Source organism: Aliiroseovarius sp. Z3, from assembly GCF_029105185.1.
In the GTDB taxonomy this organism is placed as follows: domain Bacteria; phylum Pseudomonadota; class Alphaproteobacteria; order Rhodobacterales; family Rhodobacteraceae; genus Aliiroseovarius.
The window spans coordinates 147,836-164,889 of the sequence record NZ_JAFMZK010000011.1 but is presented as its reverse complement, the minus strand read 5'-3'; the positions used below and the strand labels follow the sequence as shown (position 1 = coordinate 164,889).

The 17,054-nt window shown below is 61.0% G+C and carries 12 protein-coding genes; 9 read left to right on the top strand and 3 right to left on the bottom strand.

Going from position 1 to position 17,054, the window contains the following annotated elements; translation table 11 throughout:
• Positions 1–63: 63 nt before the first annotated feature.
• Positions 64–1,077, top strand: coding sequence for a TAXI family TRAP transporter solute-binding subunit (locus J3R80_RS17195; protein ID WP_275394978.1), 1,014 nt, complete (start codon positions 64–66; stop codon positions 1,075–1,077).
• 56 nt (positions 1,078–1,133) lie between these two features.
• Here J3R80_RS17195 and J3R80_RS17190 read toward each other — a convergent pair whose 3' ends face one another.
• The 3 genes from J3R80_RS17190 to J3R80_RS17180 are packed head-to-tail and all read right to left on the bottom strand — an operon-like array spanning position 1,134 to position 4,394.
• Positions 1,134–3,038 (bottom strand): AAA family ATPase, encoded by a 1,905-nt coding sequence (locus J3R80_RS17190; RefSeq protein WP_275394977.1) that lies wholly within the window; start codon positions 3,036–3,038, stop codon positions 1,134–1,136.
• A gap of 57 nt (positions 3,039–3,095) precedes the next feature.
• Complete coding sequence (locus tag J3R80_RS17185; protein WP_275394976.1) at positions 3,096–3,617, bottom strand: hypothetical protein; 522 nt, start codon at positions 3,615–3,617, stop codon at positions 3,096–3,098.
• A gap of 3 nt (positions 3,618–3,620) precedes the next feature.
• Positions 3,621–4,394 (bottom strand): response regulator transcription factor, encoded by a 774-nt coding sequence (locus J3R80_RS17180; RefSeq protein WP_275394975.1) that lies wholly within the window; start codon positions 4,392–4,394, stop codon positions 3,621–3,623.
• A gap of 768 nt (positions 4,395–5,162) precedes the next feature.
• Here J3R80_RS17180 and J3R80_RS17175 point away from each other — a divergent pair.
• The 8 genes from J3R80_RS17175 to J3R80_RS17140 all read left to right on the top strand — a co-directional run bounded on the left by J3R80_RS17175 (position 5,163) and on the right by J3R80_RS17140 (position 17,044).
• Entirely contained in the window at positions 5,163–7,811 is a 2,649-nt protein-coding gene (locus J3R80_RS17175; RefSeq protein WP_275394974.1) for a hypothetical protein, read from the top strand.
• A 92-nt stretch (positions 7,812–7,903) separates the two neighbouring features.
• On the top strand, positions 7,904–9,946 hold the full coding sequence (locus J3R80_RS17170; protein ID WP_275394973.1) for a hypothetical protein: 2,043 nt from the start codon (positions 7,904–7,906) through the stop codon (positions 9,944–9,946).
• 24 nt (positions 9,947–9,970) lie between these two features.
• A complete protein-coding gene (locus J3R80_RS17165) occupies positions 9,971–11,950 on the top strand; it encodes a type I secretion system permease/ATPase (protein WP_275394972.1) in 1,980 nt (659 codons plus the stop codon).
• Between the two features lies 1 nt (position 11,951).
• Positions 11,952–13,304 carry an HlyD family type I secretion periplasmic adaptor subunit gene (locus tag J3R80_RS17160; protein WP_275394971.1) on the top strand — a complete coding sequence of 451 codons (1,353 nt, stop codon included), beginning with the start codon at positions 11,952–11,954 and terminating at the stop codon, positions 13,302–13,304.
• Positions 13,301–13,585, top strand: a complete 285-nt coding sequence (locus J3R80_RS17155) for a hypothetical protein (RefSeq protein WP_275394970.1) — start codon at positions 13,301–13,303, stop codon at positions 13,583–13,585. Before J3R80_RS17160 ends, J3R80_RS17155 begins: the two co-directional genes overlap by 4 nt.
• A gap of 103 nt (positions 13,586–13,688) precedes the next feature.
• Positions 13,689–15,302, top strand: a complete 1,614-nt coding sequence (locus J3R80_RS17150; protein WP_275394969.1) for a Mu transposase C-terminal domain-containing protein — start codon at positions 13,689–13,691, stop codon at positions 15,300–15,302.
• Positions 15,303–15,314: 12 nt separating this feature from the next.
• Positions 15,315–16,196 (top strand): TniB family NTP-binding protein, encoded by an 882-nt coding sequence (locus J3R80_RS17145; protein WP_275394968.1) that lies wholly within the window; start codon positions 15,315–15,317, stop codon positions 16,194–16,196.
• Complete coding sequence (locus J3R80_RS17140; RefSeq protein ID WP_275394967.1) at positions 16,193–17,044, top strand: TniQ family protein; 852 nt, start codon at positions 16,193–16,195, stop codon at positions 17,042–17,044. The genes J3R80_RS17145 and J3R80_RS17140 overlap by 4 nt, the downstream gene beginning before the upstream one ends.
• Positions 17,045–17,054: the final 10 nt, after the last annotated feature.

Sequence of the window (17,054 nt, the reverse complement as noted above, 5' to 3'; positions counted from 1 at the left end):
GGAAAGCAAGTGAGACATTTCAATTTCAGAGTAATCAAACAAGTTTGCCTTGGTGTCTGCCTTTTGTTTGGCACGCTCGGCGGCACACCCGCCACGGCGCAGGAGTTCGGCAAGAACATCCTGACCGGCGGTCCCAACGGCACCTATATCCAGATCGGCCGCGACCTGGCCGAAGTGGCCGGGGCCTGTGGGCTGACCTATGCGGTTCAGGAAAGCGCCGGGTCACTGGAAAACTTCCTGGGCGTGCGCAGACGGTCAAACACCCAGTTCGGGATCGTGCAAAGCGACGTGCTTGAATACCTCAAGACCTATGCCAGTGACGACCCGAACATCGCCCGCGCGATCTTTGGCGTGCGCATCGCCTTTCCGCTGTATAATGAGGAAGTCCACATTCTGGCCCGCCGCGATATCGCCTCGCTGGGCGATCTGAACGGCAAGCGGGTCGCGGTTGGGGTCGAAGACAGCGGCACCTTCCTGACAGCATCGCTGGTGCTGGACCTGGCGGGGGTGAAACCGTCCGAACGGGTGACGATCAATGCAACGGATTCGATGGAGCGCCTTCTTGCAGGCGATATCGACGCGATGTTCTATGTCGCCGGGGCACCGACCAAGCTGTTCCAGTCCGACCAGATCGACGCCGGGCAATTCCACCTTCTGCCCATCGACGATCCCACGCTCAGTTCGGTCTATGTGCCGACCAGCATCGCGGCGAACACCTATCCGTTTCAAAGCGATGCAATTGATGTGGTCGCGGTCAAGGCGGTGCTGATGACCTATGACTACAACGCGAAAAAGAACGAATACCACAGGCTAAGCTGCAAGGCGGTGTCGGACATGTCGAACCTGATCCTGACAAACTTCCGCCAGTTGCAAGAGGTCGGACACCCGAAATGGAAAAGCGTGGATTTGAACGATATTCCGCCGGGCTGGGATATTGGGGAATGCGTGAATGCGGGGCTTGCCGACAGCTATCAGATGCAATGTGCCACCGCTGCACCCATGGCGACATCCGAATCTCTGGAAAGCCAGGCCAACGAAGCCTATCGCGCCCGTATCTGCGCGGCGATCGGCTGTTGACGCCAGACAGACACCACACCGCGCTGATCCGCGATGTGGTGTCTGTCATCTTCCGCTCAGCGGTCGATCAGGGCGGCTTCGGTCGCATCACCTGCCGTAAGGTCCAATGGAAACCAGTCGGACGTATCGCTTGCCACCGTGTCGCCCACACGCGCCCGCACCCGCCACAAGACCACCTGTTCGGACACCGCATACCGCAGGACCGAGCTTTCGATCCCGTCCTGCGACCCCACCACGTTGCCCTGACCATCGGCAAATTCGATCAGATAGGTATCGGGGTCCGTGCCTGGAGCGCTGGTCCAGACCATGACCGCTTTCTGATCGTCGGCCCGGTATGACATCAGCGGAACAGGTGGCGCGGGCGCACCTTGCGCTTGCGGTTCGGGCAGCGTGGTCAGCCGATCCGCCGCGCCGTCGATCTGGGTTGCGGCCGTTTCATACCACTTGCGCGCCAGTAGGTGATCGACGGGGATGCCTTCGCCCAGTTCGTAGATCTGACCCAGGAAATAGGCCGCGCGCGCGTGACCCTGACTGGCGGCCAGTGCAAACGCCACCGCCGCGGCCTGCGGGTTCTGGTCGGCAACACTCAGCCCCAGCCGATACCAATCGTCAACCTCGCTGGGTGGGGCGCCGAAACTGTCCAGCAACGCCAGCGCAGGCCCCGTATCGGCCAGTCGCGGCAATGGTTGGGCAACAACCAATTCCGGAGCGGGCGCAATATCCCCGACCCCTTCACCCTGATCCGGCGCGGCGCCCGCATCTGTCATGGCCGTCACTTCCGGCACAGGTTCAGGCACGGCCCCGGTCTGCCCTGCAACCATCATCGCGTCGTCGGGCGCGCGCCCCGGCCCGAACATGCCATAGGCGACCACGGCCATCCCGGCCACACCGGCCAGTCCCGCGATCAGCCGCGCGGGGGATCGCGCCCCGCGCTTTTGCACCGACTTTGGCTTGGGCGCAGGTCGGGGATCAGCTGTATCAAGCGCCATACGGTTCGTCGGCCCGACCTTGGCGTCACCCTTCTTTGCCTCGTCACCTGACGCAGGTGCGGGTGGTGCAACAGGCTCTGATGCAAACAAAGGCCGATTGCTTTTGAAACTCGGCGGCGGGTCGGTCTTGGCGTCGCCCTCTGTCGCAGGCGCGTCCATCGCCGGAGCGTCCAGTTTCAGCCCAAACGCCTTCGTCGTGGGCACTTTGCATTTCTGCACCGCGCTGGCCGTGATATGGGGCTGTTCCAGCGACCGGGCCTCGTCCAGCAGCGCCTTGCACAATTGGTTGACCTGTTGCGGGTTGCCGTCTGTCCGTTCGTGAACCACTTCAAGCGCCGCATCGTCAAAGACCACGTCGATGCCCGCCACCGCCAGTCGATGCCGCACATAACCCGCCGTGTCGGTCTTCGACATTTGGTCCAGCGCAAACGACGGCCCAGGCAGCGCGCCCGCGGTGTCATCCATCTGATCCTCAAGCGCAGGATGCCCGACCAGAACGATCTTCAACAACGCGTTTTCCGGCCCGTCATTGAACCCGGCGATATCAAACAGCGCAAACAGATGTTCGTCATGCAACAGATGCGCGTCCTCAAGCACAAGCGTCGGCAGTTCTATGTCCTGCCGGGCGGCCTCAAGGCTTTGTTCAAGAATACGGCGATGCAGGGCCTTGTCGCCCGGACCGGGATCGGCACCAAATGCTTCCAGAAGCGCGCGGCACGGATCGACCTTGATACGCGGCCCATAGGAACACATGCCGATCAGCCGCGTCGATTGCGCGTCAGACATCACCTTGCGGACAACGGTCGACTTTCCCGACCCCGCTGCGCCGGTGAACACCGTCAGAAGTATGCCACTGTTGACCGCAAAGGCCAGACGCTCGGCCGCCAGCGCGTGAACTTTGCTCCAATAGTCAAATTCTGGCGCCGTGCTTTGAAACGCATCAACTGGCGTGCCAATATCGGGTTCAGACATTCAACCTTCCACCTTTTATCACTTTCCGGCACCGCCCCCATGCGGCGGTGCTTCCGCCTAGCCGGGATAGCCATGTTTCTGGATCAGCACCCAGACATCCGAATTCAGCATCTTAAGATCGTCCAGCGACTGTTCGATGTCATCAATGGTCGCCCCGTCCAGCGCCGTCATCTCGCCGACCTTGATCTGGTTCTTGCGGTCAGCCACCCGCATCCGAATGGTCGAGATGTCGCCGCTTTTTGAATCAAATGAATAAATGCAATGATTGTATTTGTTGCGCAGCCCGGACAGCAGCTTGACCCGGCGTGTGATTTCCAGCACGGCCTCGCGTTCCGCCTGTGACACCCGTTCAAGCTTCGACAGCCGCTCGACCAGATCAATCCGGGCGCGGGTTGTGTTGAGCGTCAGAAAGATCACCACCGCGGTCTCTTTATCCGTATGCGACAGACCTGCGATCAGGTGGATCAAAAGACTTTCCGTGTTGGTCCAACTGTAATTCAGCCGACCGAGCAGCAGCAGGAAGCGATCGAAATCGCTTGCCGTCTTGTCTTTTGCGCCGGGTCGGTCAATCGCGGTCATGGATCACCTGCCCCGCGCCCGTTCCAACGCATCGCCATGCAAAAGATACCAGTTCGTGGCGCTGACCCGATTGCGAACCTTCAGCTTGCCGAAAACATGGTGGACATGAAGCTTCACTGTGTGTTCGGACAGGCCAAGCTTATCGGCGATGGTCTTGTTCGGCATCCCCCTGGACAGCAACCCCAGCACCTCAACCTCGCGTGTCGTCAGGTTTGGCAAGGGGGCTTGCGGCGTATCCTCTGTCGCCCGGTCCATCTGTCTGGGCGGTTCGGCCTCGGCCGCGACAGCATCACGTCGGGCCAGCAACTCGGCGGGAACGAAGGTCTCGCCCAGGATCAAAAGGCGCAGCGCGGCGAACCATGCATCCAGCGACGCCTTCATCGGCAGAAATCGCACGCTTTCTTCCTCCGCCGAGCCGGCCACGCTTCTGCGAAGATCGCGCCCCACCTTCGCCGAGGAATAGGCAAGCACCTTGCCGACACCGCTGAACACCGGGTCCAGCATATGCCGCGTCCGCAGATAGGCCGCCATCGAAGGCTCGTCAAAAATGATCAGGTCCGCGGCCAGTTTCATGGCGTCGTCCAGATCGTCCAGATCGGGGACGGCGCGCAGCCGCAATGCGGTGATATCCTTGAACTCGAACTCCAAGGTTCTCAGCAACCGGTCGGAAAAGACCATGCTGTTTCCCAGGAAGATCAGAATGGTGTGGTCAGCTTGGGTCAATGTGTTTGGTGCTTTGACAATCGGGTTTCTGTTTTCGTCTTGCAGATGCAACAAATCAGGTTCCTCCAACACGCGACCGCTTAGGTTGTTCGTCGGCTTGCCCGGTGGATTCGGCCGCCGACAAAAGCGATGTCGCAATATTTCCTGTCAATTGCCCCTGCTCAAAAGCAATTACGCTAAACAATTTGGTCTAAAATCGTAACTTTGTATGGGTCATCCTAACACAATTGAAGCAGTTGAACAAATTTTAGCCACAATCCTGTCCGAACCCGCGTAATTCTAGACACTTAGCATTAATATGAACGCTCTGCGCAGGCGTGATTCACCCATCGCGTGTAAATCCTGACAATTCGATTTAGTAAGAATCGCAAGTTTGATTTGGGTATATCTACCAAGAGTTGTCTTCATGTCGCGTTTTCCCGTCTGCTGCGCCTGAAAAATGACTTATTTCAGCGTCTTGGGTGGATAAACCCTTTGTCCGGCTGTTTTTCGCGACCGCTCCAATACAGGCTAAACGTGCGTCTGCATTTTCAGGCGCCGTAGTGTGAATTGGTTCAGCAAGTTTATTGAAACCGCCAGGTCGACGGCCCGCTTTGCCGGGCAAGTAACATCAGGCAGCGATCCTTTTCTTCGGATCAGACACTGGTTTCGACCGGCACAGCATAACGGGGGGACGCGAATACAGCATTCAGCGGATGAACCTGCTTTGCCATCGCAAATCGCTTCATCCGAACTTCACAACATCAAACTCAACCATGCCCGCAGATTGGCCACTTTGGACAGACTGGTGGCGTCCAAGGGCATCAGCAAAGGACTTTAGACATGTCTAGAGACAGAGGACATTCCAGCACCAACCAGTTCGCCATCGGCGAAGTCGAGGTTGATAACGCTGACATCGACGTGGATGCAGACGTCAACATCAAACATGCCGATGTCGACCTTGACGCGCAGCAGCAACAGCAGCAGCAGAAAGTCGATACGTCGGACGAAAACAACAACGCCAACGAACAGGGTCAGGATCAGGGTCAAGACCAGGGTCAGGATCAAGGCCAGGGTCAGGATCAGAACCAGCAAGCAAGTTCCGATCAAAGCCAGACCAACGGCGGCGATGACAGCAACGACAACTCAAACTCGGTCAACATCGACTTCGGTGGTGGCGAGTGGATCCCGCGTGACGACGATGTCGTCGATATCGACGTTCGCGACGGAGAGGTCGAAAATGTCGTGACCGCCGGTGGCGATATTGATCTGGATCCCGGCGACGACATCGGTGACATCATGACCAACGCCAATTTCGGCGCAGGCAATGACACCGGAATCGTCAACGTGCAGGAGGCTTACCTGTCCGACGACGACCACCTTGGATCCGCCTCGGTTGCCAATAACGGCGACTTCACCCAGAACGGCAACGCCAATGGCGGCAGCGCCTCGGCGGGTGACGGCATCGCCAATGACACCTACACCGGTGACGGTGGTTCGGGTGCGACGGCCAATGGCGGCGAAGCAAATGGCGGCGAAGCCATCGGCGGATATGCCGATGCAACCGGCGGCACCAGCGGTGACGGCGGCGAAAGCGATTCCACCGGCGGTGACGCTGGTGACAGCGGTGCGGCAACCGCACTGGGTCTGGGCCTTGGCCTGGGGATCAGCGGCAATGCCAGTGAAACCAATGGTGGCGACGGCGGGGCCGCAGATGCCAACAGCAACGCCAGCGGCAACGCCGACAGCGACAACAACACCGAAGGAACCGGTGGCAACAGCGGTGAATCCTATGCCGAAAGCGATGCCAATGACGGTTCGATCAGCAGCGATGCCAATGGCAACGCGGTTGGCGGCTATGGCACCGGCGGTGACGGCGGTGACGGCGACGGCGGCGACGGCGGCGACGGCGGTGATGGTACCGGCGGCGACGGCGGCGGCGGTGACGGTGGCAATGGCGGCAATGCCCAGGGTGGCGATGCTGGCGGCGGCATCGGCGGCGACGGCGGCGATGGCACGGGTGGCGCATCGACCACCGGCGATGGCGGCGACGGCGGTGACGGCACCGGCGGCGACGGCGGCGGCGGTGACGGCGATGGCGGCGACGGTGGCGACGGTGGCGATGGCACCGGCGGCGCCGCAGTCGGCGGCAACGGATCCGGCGGTGACGGCGGCGACGGTGGCGACGGCGATGGTGGCGACGGTGGCAATGGCCCCGGCGGTGACGGCAGCGCAACCTCTGCGACCAACAACTCGGGCAACAGCGACAATGACGCCAACACCGACAACGACGCCTCAAGCGACAACGATGCAACCGGAACCGGTGGTGACGCCGGGGCAGCATCTGGTGCCGCAGCCGGCGCAGCAGCCGGGCTTGGACTGCTGAACCTTGCCGGTGCAGGCGCCACCGCTGGCGACCCGACAGCGACCTCCGGAAACGGCCCTGCTGACGCAGGCGGCGCTTCGGACGCAGCCGGCGATGCCGACGCAGACGGTGACGGAAGCGGCAGCGGCGACGCCGATGCCAGCGGTGACGGAGGAACAGGCACCGGTGGCGCAGGCGACGGCGGCGACGGTGGCAATGGCGCCCGCGGTGACGCAGGCGACGGTGCCGCAGCAACCGGCGGCCAGGGTCCGGGCGGCGCAGGCGCAACCGGCGACGGTGGCGACGGTGCAGCCGGTGACGGCGGCCAGGGTCCGGGTGGCGCAGGTGCCGCGGCAAATGGCGCTGACGGTGGCCAAGGCCCCGGCGGTGACGGTGCCATCGGTATGGGCGGCGTTGGCGGCCAAGGTCCCGGTGGGGCTGGTGCAGTCGGTGCAGCCGGTGATGGTGGCCAGGGCCCGGGTGGCGCTGGTGCCATGGGCGACGGCGGCGACGGCGCCATGGGTGACGGAGGCCTGGGCGGCGACGCCGATGGTCGTGCCGACTCCATGAACGATGTCGATGGAACCGCAAGCTCGACCGCGGATACCGGCAACGGTGGCCTGGCCGATGTCTTCTCGGAATCCGACACTGACGGTTCAGCCGACAGCATGGCAGATGCCATCTCGGGCTACGGCGGTGCGGCGAATGCCGATCAGACCTCGTCGACCACTGCCGACGGCCAGTCCGGTGGCACCAACACCGCAGCCAGCGGTGACGGTGGCATGGGTGGCGCGGCCACCTCGACCGGAGGCTATAGCGGTGACGCCACGGGCGGCAGCTCGAACGGCGGCATGGCAGATGCCAGCGGCGTGACCGGCGGCATGGGTGGCAACGCCACCAATGGCGCAAGCGGTATGGCCGATGGCGGATCATGGGGTTCGGGCAATGGTGACGACGGTTACGTCACCGGCGAATCCTATGCCTCGGCCGCAGCCGTGGTGGACACCGCCGCGTTCAATCAAAGTATCGTGATGGGCGCCAACGTGCTCGGCAACACGGTCGACATGACCGTTGTTGGCGGCTCGATGAGCTCGACCTATGTCGGTGACGATTCGAACGACGCATAACAAATCAACGTCCGGGGCCGTGTTTCGGCCCCGGACACGTTCAGTGCCTGGTTCGTTTGTTTGATGATTTCCAGCAAGGAGTTGACGCAGCCATGAGCCTTGACCAGACAACCGAGTCCATCGCGCATTTCATTGGTTTGTTTCACCTCGCTGAAAACGAAGCACGGCTCAGAACGGATTACTACGAATTCAAGTTGAAGCAGAAACTGGCCGAGACAGGCGAATTTGAATTCAAACCTGTCGAAAATAAAGCCCCCTTTGAACTGGGCAAGTTCAACCCCCACTCACAGTACACACCTGGCCCCGAAGCGCCCGTACAAGTGGCCGCGACCGGATCGCTTGCTTTTCCAGCGCAGACTGTATCGCTGGACGGCGTCAGCGCAGGCGCAGGCTATTCCGATTCACCGGTCCCGATTGATGCAGGGGCCATGGTGAATTTCATCATGGGCAGCGTCACGATCCTGCCCTACATCCCCCTGCCCTCATCGGCGATCACGGTGACGATCCAAACCATTCACCTGGATGACAACGATGTGATCGGCGATGTGGTTGCGGCGGGATTTCAATCGCTCGACGGGCTTTATGCCGCGCTCGAGGCCGCCATCGACCTGGCCGAGGCCATCCAGCCATGGTCCACCGACGGGCTGGTCGCCGAGATCCTGGAAGATCCCGGCAACGCCCTGCCCTTTATCAAGATGATCAACGGGCTTGAAGACCCCGACATCGAAGGGCTGAACGTCACCATCATAGAAGACGATGAGACCGAAGGTGTTTTCGTCAATGGCGAGCTGGTCGACGAAGTGCCCGAGCTGGAAGACCAACTGCCTGCCTTCATCAAGGCAAAGCGCGACAAGCTGGACGACGACGAAGACGGCGACCAACTGGCAGGGTTCGAGAAGGACAAGGCCATTCTGGACACCGGAAACGATGCCTGGCCAACCGTCATCAACGCCGAACACAATGTCAGCGCCGGCGCGAACGAGGCGCATAACCACGCCAACATCCAAACAAGCTGGATCGACGCGGGCGTCATCGCCGTGGCGGGCGACGTAATCAACCTGAACGCCGTGTCTCAGGTCAATATGCTTTATGACACGGATCAGTATCACGACACGAGCTGGAACGATCCCAGCGCACCGTCGCAGGCCTACAACATCGCCTCGACCCAGGTTGACAACCGCGACATTCCCGACGGGTTTGAAATCGAAGCAGCGGCCACGACCGACCTGCCCTCGGACTGGCATGTCGTGCGGCTGGACGGCGATGTCACAGTCACGAATTACATGCAGCAGCACACATTCGTCATGGATTCCGACCGGCTGGACCTGACCTTCTCGGCCAACTCGACCTCGATCGTGACGGGCGAGAACCTGACCTTCAACCTTGGCTCCGCAGCCGAGTTCGGCTTCGGGTATGACCTGATCTTCGTTGGCGGCACGATGCTGTCCATGAATGTGGTCAACCAGACCAATGTCCTGTTGGACAACGATCAGTTTTATGGCGCGGGTATGAACGACGCCGCGGTCTCGGGTCACGACAACCTTCTGCGCAACGAAGCCAGCATTCACCAGGAAGGCATCGACACACAGGTCGACATGCTGGACGATTTCAAGACCGCGCTTGAGGATCTGAAACAAGGTGTCGACGACCTGTCGGCGACAGTGGCGCAAAGCGCCTTTTTCGAAGGGCTGGACCAGCTTAGGGTTCTTTATATCGACGGTCATCTGACCCAGATGAACATCGTCGATCAGATCAATTACATGGGCGACATGGATCAGGTGCATATGGCGCTGGATTCAGTGCAATCTGCCCTTGACGACATTCCGGTGGCCATCACCACCGGATCGAACTTGTTGACCAACACCGCGTCAATCACCCAGACGGGCTTTGACTCGGACGTGATGGCGGGCGGCAATTATTACAACGACGCCCTCTTGTATCAGGCCGAACTGATCGACACCGATGCCAATCCGACCGGCGTCGGCATGACCGGCCTGACCAGTGAAGCCGTGGCCTTTTTGGCCGATGACATGATCGCCGATGCGGTGAACGAGTCCCTGGAAGCGGCAGGCATCGCCAACGACGCCCACACTGGTGGAACGGCGCTGGACGTAATGCAGACGATGACAACTTAATCCATTTTCAAAGCGAGTAATTTTATGACCAATGCGGCGAAGCAGGTCCGCGACCCGGAAACACCTTCAAAACCACGGTTGGTGTTGAAAACGGTCGACCGGGTCGAAACCAAGACGCAACCGTCGTCCAAGATGGACGGCGCCGGGATGGGCGTGACCATCGACCAGAAAGCCAACCAGCCGATTTCAAACAAGTCCACCCCCCCACCGGACCGCACCGGCGGTGGTGGAGGCGGTAACGGCGGTGGCGGTGGCGGTGGCGCCAGTTTCCATAAACGGATCGGGCCGCAGGATTTTTCGCAAAGCCTGAAGGAAGGTATGGCCGCCGTGCGCGGCAACCTTCTGTTCGTGATGGTGATGACCTGCGCCACCAACATCCTGATCCTGTCGATCCCGATCTATCTGTTCCAGATTTCCGACCGGGTGCTGACCAGCCGATCCACCGACACGCTGATCATGCTGACCATCGTGATCGCGGGCGCGGTCATCCTGCAAGCCGTGTTTGATGCGGTACGACGCTTCGTGTTGATGCGCACGGCGGTCGAAGTTGCCGCGAAACTCGGCACCCCGATCCTGAGCGCGGCGGCGGCGGCATCATTGAACGGCACCGGGCGTGAATACCAGACGCTGGGCGACCTTCAGCAACTGCGCGGCTTCATCGTGTCGGGCACGCTGATCTCGTTCCTCGACGTGCCCTTTGCCCCCCTGTTCATCCTTGCGATCTTTCTTGTGCACCCGCAGCTTGGCATGATCGTGGTCGTGACTTCGCTTCTGCTGCTGGTGATTGCACTGATCAACCAGAAAGCCACCGCAAAACCCTTTGCCGAAGCCAACCTGGCGCAGTCCAAGGCCAACATGCACCTGGATTCGATGTCGCGGAACAGCCAGATCATCAATGCGCTGGCGATGATCCCCGAGGCCGTGTCGATCTGGGGCAAGGACACCGCCGAGTCGCTGACCGCACAAGTGCGCGCGCAGGATCGCAACATCATCTCGGCCGCGTTTTCGCGCGGTGTGCGCCTGTTGACCCAGATCGGGATGCTGGGCTGGGGCGCCTATCTGGCCATTCAGGGCGAGATTACGGGCGGCATGGTCATCGCCGCCTCGATCATCGCTGGCCGCGCGCTGGCGCCCATCGAAGGGTCGATCGAAGGCTGGAACGCCTTTATCCTGACCCGTGGCGCCTATGGCCGCATCCGCACGCTTCTGCAAAACTCAAAACTGCAATTCGAGAAACTGCGCCTGCCCCGACCCGAAGGCCGGCTGGATGTCGAACGGCTGCTGTTCGTGCCGCCCGGCACCAAGGATGTGGTTCTGAACGGCCTCAGCTTCCAACTGAATCCCGGCGAAAGCCTGGCGATCATCGGCAATTCCGGCGCGGGCAAGACGACGCTGGGCAAGATGCTGGTCGGCTCGATCCTGCCCACCTCGGGCAATGTGCGGCTGGACCTGATGGACCTGCGCAACTGGGAGCCGCGCCAGTTCGGCGAAAGCATCGGCTATCTGCCGCAGGACGTGCAACTGTTCCCCGGTTCGATCAAGGACAACATCGGGCGGATGCGCGCCGACGCGACCGACGAACAGATCTATGAAGCCGCCAAACTGGCCGATGTGCACGAAATGATCGCCAACCTGCCGCAAGGCTATGAAACCATGGTGGCCGCCGATGGCTCGCCCCTGTCGGGCGGGCAGAAACAGCGCATCGCCCTTGCCCGCGCCTTTTTCGGCAACCCGCGCATGGTGGTGCTGGACGAGCCGAACTCGAACCTCGATGCCGCCGGTGACAAGGCATTGGCGCGCGCCATCGACCACGCCCGGCGCAACAAGATCACCGTGGTCGTCATCACCCAGAAACCCGCCCTGTTGGACGTGGTCGACAAGATCATGCTGATCCGCGACGGCTCGATCGCCCTGTTTGGCACGCGCGACACCGTGTTGCAGCGGATCCGCGACGACCAGCGCGCCCGCCAACAGCCACCCAAACCATTGGGGGAGCAAACCTGACATGACCCAGTCGAACCTGCCAACCAACGCCGTCGTCCTTCATGAATGGCATGACAAGGTGCCGCGCTCGATCAAGAAACACGTGATGTTCGGGCTGCTTCTGTTGGTCGTGACCTTCGGCGGGTTCGGCGCATGGGCCTTTCGCGCGCCGCTTGCCGCCGCTGTCATCGCGCAGGGCAGTTTCGTGGCCACAGGCCGCAACAAGATCGTGCAGCACCTTGAAGGCGGCATCATTCACGAAATCCTGGTCAGCGAAGGCGACGAGGTCGCGGCGGGCGATGTCCTGCTGACCCTGGACGAAACCGCTGCCCTTGCCAACCGGCGCGAGCTGTTTGTCCGCAAGGCGCGGCTTGAGGCCACCGTGACCCGTCTTGTCGCCGAATACCGCGAGATTGAACAGCTCGATTTCCCGCAAGAGCTTCTGCGCGAAGCCAAGGAAGACATGGAAATCGCGTCGATCCTCGACGGGCAGCGGCTGTCCTTCAGCACCGCCCGCGCGTCGCTGAACAACGATGTCTCGCTGTTGGAACGCAACATCAACGCGCTTGAGATCCGCAAGAACGGCTATCAGATCCAGCATGACTCGCACTTGAAAATGGTCGAACTGCTCGATCAGGAATACGCCGACAAAAGCAAGCTGCTCGACGGTGGCCTGATCCGCCAGACCGAGGTGAACGCCCTGTTGCGCGCCAAGATCGAGGCGCAGGGGCAGATCGGACGCCTGCAAGCCGAGGTGAACGAAAACGAACAGCTCATGCTGAAACACCAGACCCAGATCGAAAAGGTCCGCAGCCTGTATCGTGAAAATGCGCTGGATGAATTGCAGGTCATCCAGGCCGAACTGGAAAGCGTGCGTGAAAAATACCGCAAGGCGGAAAATGTCCTGACCCGGTCCGAGGTGACGGCCCCGGTCAGCGGCACCATCCTGCGCCTGCATTATTTCACCCCCGGCGGGGTGATCGAGACCGGCAAACCCATCGCGGAAATCCTGCCGTCAAGCGCGCCCCTGATCGTCGAAACACTGATCCTGCGCACCGATATCGACAGCGTGCATCGCGGGCAGAATGCCGTCGTGCGGCTGACGGGGCTGAACGCCCGCACGACGCCTGTGCTTGACGGGACGGTCGATTATGTTTCGGCCGATGCGATTGCCGACAACGCAAACGGCGTCACCCGCGAAGTGTTCGTCGCCCGCGTGACCCTGTCGCCCGAAGAACTGGCCCGCGTCAAAGGCTTTGTCCCTACCCCGGGCATGCCCGCCGAGGTCATGATCCAGACCGCCGAACGGACCTTCGCGCAATACATCGCCCGCCCCCTTGCCGACAGCATGGCCCGCGCCTTTCGCGAACAGTGACCAAAGCGACAGTGATGGATATCGCACGTACCGCTGGTGCGCGCGGTGGCAATCGCGTCAGCCCGCAAATCGGTCGTTGGAAGGCACGCGGATCGCCCGGCTTCAGCTCAGATTGCAGCGGGATGAGCATCAGTCCGACAGGACAGGAAGGGCCGGATACCGCAATGCGCCGAAGCGATGGACGCGGGCCAATTGCGATCAACCCCGCCGCGCGCAACCAGGTCTATTGTGACTTAGCACTTAAATCCGATAATTCGATCTTCAATATTTCAATGGCTTAGCGTTGCACCTAAATATGAGAATTAGCACTTAACTTGATAACGACGGTTGGACTTTTGCAGTTAATTTGATAACCGTGGCTCCGATTCTTGCCGGGTCCTCGCCATGACCGAACCACTCCCAGACGAGATTGACGACGCCCTGTGGGCAGAAGCCTGCCGCCGTGCGGCCGCGATACGTAAGTTCCTGGTTTCCAGTTCCGGTCAGTCTACCGTGGCCGCTATAGCCGACCTTGCATCCGAACTGCATCTCAGCCAAGCGACGACCTACCGCTTGTTGAGGCGGTTCCGGACGGACGGAACTGTCATGTCGCTCATTGAAACGAAGCGCGGGCGCCGTGCTGGTCATCGCGCACTGGATGCGCCGCGCGAAGAGATCATCCAGAAGGCGATCCGCACATACTATCTGAAGCCAACCCAGCCACCGGTCTCACAGTTGGTGCGGGACATTGAAACGGATTGCGCCGTGGCGGGATTGAAGCCGCCGCATCGTCGGACAATCGAAAAGCGTCTTGGCGATCTCGATCTATGCCACCGAGCACGACGTCGTGGCGAGAAGAAGATAGAAAAAGCAACGATTGCCGTCCCGGGAGCACTACACACCTCTCGTCCACTTGAGATCGTTCAGATCGATCATACGAAAGCCGACATCTTTATCGTCGACGAGGAGTCACGCGAACCAGTGGGCCGCCCCTGGCTGACCTTGGCCATGGACGTCTTCACGCGCATGGTGACGGGATTTTATCTCACCATGGAGGCGCCGTCGCGACTCTCGACCAGCCTGTGCCTGTTACACTCGGTTTATGACAAGACGGCCTGGTTGAAAGAGCGCGAGATCGAAGAACCGTGGCCCGTGGCCGGCCTTCCGGACCGGGTTCATGTGGACAACGGCGCGGATTTCCGGAGTCGCGCCTTCAAACGCGGGTGCGAGAACGCGGGCATTGCCATCGACTGGCGACCGCCGGGCACGCCACGGTTCGGCGGGCACATCGAGCGTCTGATCGGCACCCAAATGGGACGGCTGCACCTTCTGCCCGGTACGACTTTCAGCAACGCTCAGGACCTCGCGGAATACGATTCAAAGCGGCACGCGGCGCTGACCTTGCGCGAGTTGGAGCGCTATATCGCGCTCGATATCGTCGGGTCCTATCATCAGTCCATACACGGCTCGCTGAGCCGCCCGCCCCTTGCAGTCTGGCTGGATCACGAAGGTGAGATCCCCTTGCGGCTGCCAGAGGATCGGCTGCAGTTCTGGATCTCTTTCCTGCCAGAGCAGGAGCGAACCTTGCGCCCGACCGGCATTCATCTGTTTGATCTGCGCTACTGGTCACCTGCGCTCAGCGCCGATGTCGGCCGGACAGAGCGGCGGCTTCTGGTGAAATATGATCCGCGCGACATGTCGCGCGTGTTCGTGCGTCGGCCATCAGGCAACTTCGTTGAAGCCCGCTATGCGGACCTGACCTTGGCGCCCATTTCCCTGCAGGAGGCTTTGACGGCGCGTCGCACCCTGCGCGAAAAAGGGCGGCGGGAAGTCGATAGCCGCGCGGTCGTGAGGACCGCGCTTGAACAGCGCAAGTTGGTTGATGAGGCCGTAAACAGAACCGCAGCAGCGCGGCGTGGCAAGGCTCAGCCGAGGCGAGCCGACGACCTCCGGGACACAGGCACACTCCGTGGTGTCGACTCCAGCAAGCCAGTGCCTTCTGTTGAGGACACCGAATGAGCTGGAGCCAAAATGACGAACAATCACCCTCACCTGACCGCCAGCGCGGCGGCCCTGCTGTCTGAACCCAAGACAGGACGCATTCGCGCCATCAGGTCGCACCGCTGGGTTCTCTACCCTCGCGCGAAGCAAGCCCTCGATCGCCTCGAGGCGCTCCTTGATCATCCGAGATGCCCTCGCATGCCGTCCGTCGCGATCTATGGCGACAGCGGGATGGGTAAGACGATGATCATGGGACGCTTCCGCGACCAACATCCGCAACATTTTAATCGCCGGACCGGTGTTCTGAAAACACCTGTTCTGGCCATGGAAATGGTCAGCCGCCCCGGTGAGCGGCGGTTCTATGGCGAACTACTTTCCCTCCTCGGCGCCCCGCAGGCTCCGCGGGCAGATATTGCCCAGATGGAACAGGCGACCTTGCGGATCATGAAGGCCATTGGCGTCCAGGTGCTGGTCATCGACGAGGTCCATAACATCCTCGCCGGGACCTATCGAGAGCAACGGATCGTGCTCAACATGCTACGCTTTCTCAGCAATCGGCTCCAAATCTCACTGGTCTGCTTTGGTGTGAACGACGCCCGGGAGGCCATCGGCGGTGACGTTCAACTTGCTCGCCGATTCGAGCAGCTCACCCTGAACCGCTGGGCCGCCAATGAAGACTTCGAGACGCTGATCGCGTCGATCCTGCGCAATACCCCGTTGCAGCGACCCTCTGTGCTGACGCCGAAATCCCTGCGGCGCATTCTGCAGATCACGGACGGCATCACGGCCACCATCTTCCAGATGCTCGGCAGCCTTGCGATCGAGGCTATCGAAAGTGGGGCTGAACAGATCACCGACAACGCCGTCGAGGCCTGGGTGCCCGCATTTGATACCGAAGCGGCCTTCGCATGACGGGGCCCCTGCCCGTCACCTTGCCGCCCCTGCCCGGCGAACTCCTGTCATCCTGGATCAGTCGCCACGCAAACTTTTACGGAGTCACGCCGTTGACCATGCTGCGCCATGGATTGCCGGAGGCGACATCGCTTGGGGCAATCGATCTTTCCCTGACGAAAGCCCAGGCGGACCGGATTGCGGCGATGTTCGGCGTCAGCCCGAAGGCTGTACGCGGCCTTAGCTTCGCAAGCGCCCCGAAAGCCGCCCACCGGTTTATCGCCAAAACTCCAATGCAACATTGCGCGCGCTGCGCTCCTACCAGTGCTGGCCCACTGCCAGTCCTTCGAAGCGAATTGCAAGGATGGCGGATCACCTGCCCGCTTTGCGGTGAATCTTTTCAGGGCAAGACCGCCCGCGATTGCTCCCAGGTGCATGCACCTTATCGCGCAGCAGCATGGCGCGGTGAGACCTTGCTGGACAACCACGCAGAGCGCGGCGTGGAAACATGGTTTCCAGCTCTGGAGATCGCGCGACTCCTGCTCATGCGTCGCATCCCCTGGCCGCCTCCGCGCGATGGTGATCTCTGGCGCTATCGTCTCCTCGGCGCAATCGTTCCCGATTTCGATGCCATACTCGCCAAAGAGACCACGTTTCCGTTCTCGCCAAAGCACCCCATCCTGCCGCTGCACATCCGTCCCGCACTCCTGGCAGGCGTGGCGATCATCGACCGCGCAGGACCCGCAATGCTGAATATGCTGCAAGGGCACATGATGGGAGACAACAAGAACCGATTTGCTATGGCGACCGACCATCTGATCTCTCCAGTGCTCGAGTGGGGACCGCCCCGACAAATGCAACTGATATGAAATCTGGGAT

What these genes read in the sequence shown, in the direction of transcription:
- J3R80_RS17190 (WP_275394977.1), bottom strand. Translation starts at nt 3,038, where the DNA reads ATGTCTGAACCCGATATTGGCACGCCAGTTGATGCGTTTCAAAGCACG.
- J3R80_RS17185 (WP_275394976.1), bottom strand. Translation starts at nt 3,617, where the DNA reads ATGACCGCGATTGACCGACCCGGCGCAAAAGACAAGACGGCAAGCGAT.
- J3R80_RS17175 (WP_275394974.1), top strand. Translation starts at nt 5,163, where the DNA reads ATGTCTAGAGACAGAGGACATTCCAGCACCAACCAGTTCGCCATCGGC.
- J3R80_RS17170 (WP_275394973.1), top strand. Translation starts at nt 7,904, where the DNA reads ATGAGCCTTGACCAGACAACCGAGTCCATCGCGCATTTCATTGGTTTG.
- J3R80_RS17165 (WP_275394972.1), top strand. Translation starts at nt 9,971, where the DNA reads ATGACCAATGCGGCGAAGCAGGTCCGCGACCCGGAAACACCTTCAAAA.
- J3R80_RS17160 (WP_275394971.1), top strand. Translation starts at nt 11,952, where the DNA reads ATGACCCAGTCGAACCTGCCAACCAACGCCGTCGTCCTTCATGAATGG.
- J3R80_RS17150 (WP_275394969.1), top strand. Translation starts at nt 13,689, where the DNA reads ATGACCGAACCACTCCCAGACGAGATTGACGACGCCCTGTGGGCAGAA.
- J3R80_RS17145 (WP_275394968.1), top strand. Translation starts at nt 15,315, where the DNA reads ATGACGAACAATCACCCTCACCTGACCGCCAGCGCGGCGGCCCTGCTG.
- J3R80_RS17140 (WP_275394967.1), top strand. Translation starts at nt 16,193, where the DNA reads ATGACGGGGCCCCTGCCCGTCACCTTGCCGCCCCTGCCCGGCGAACTC.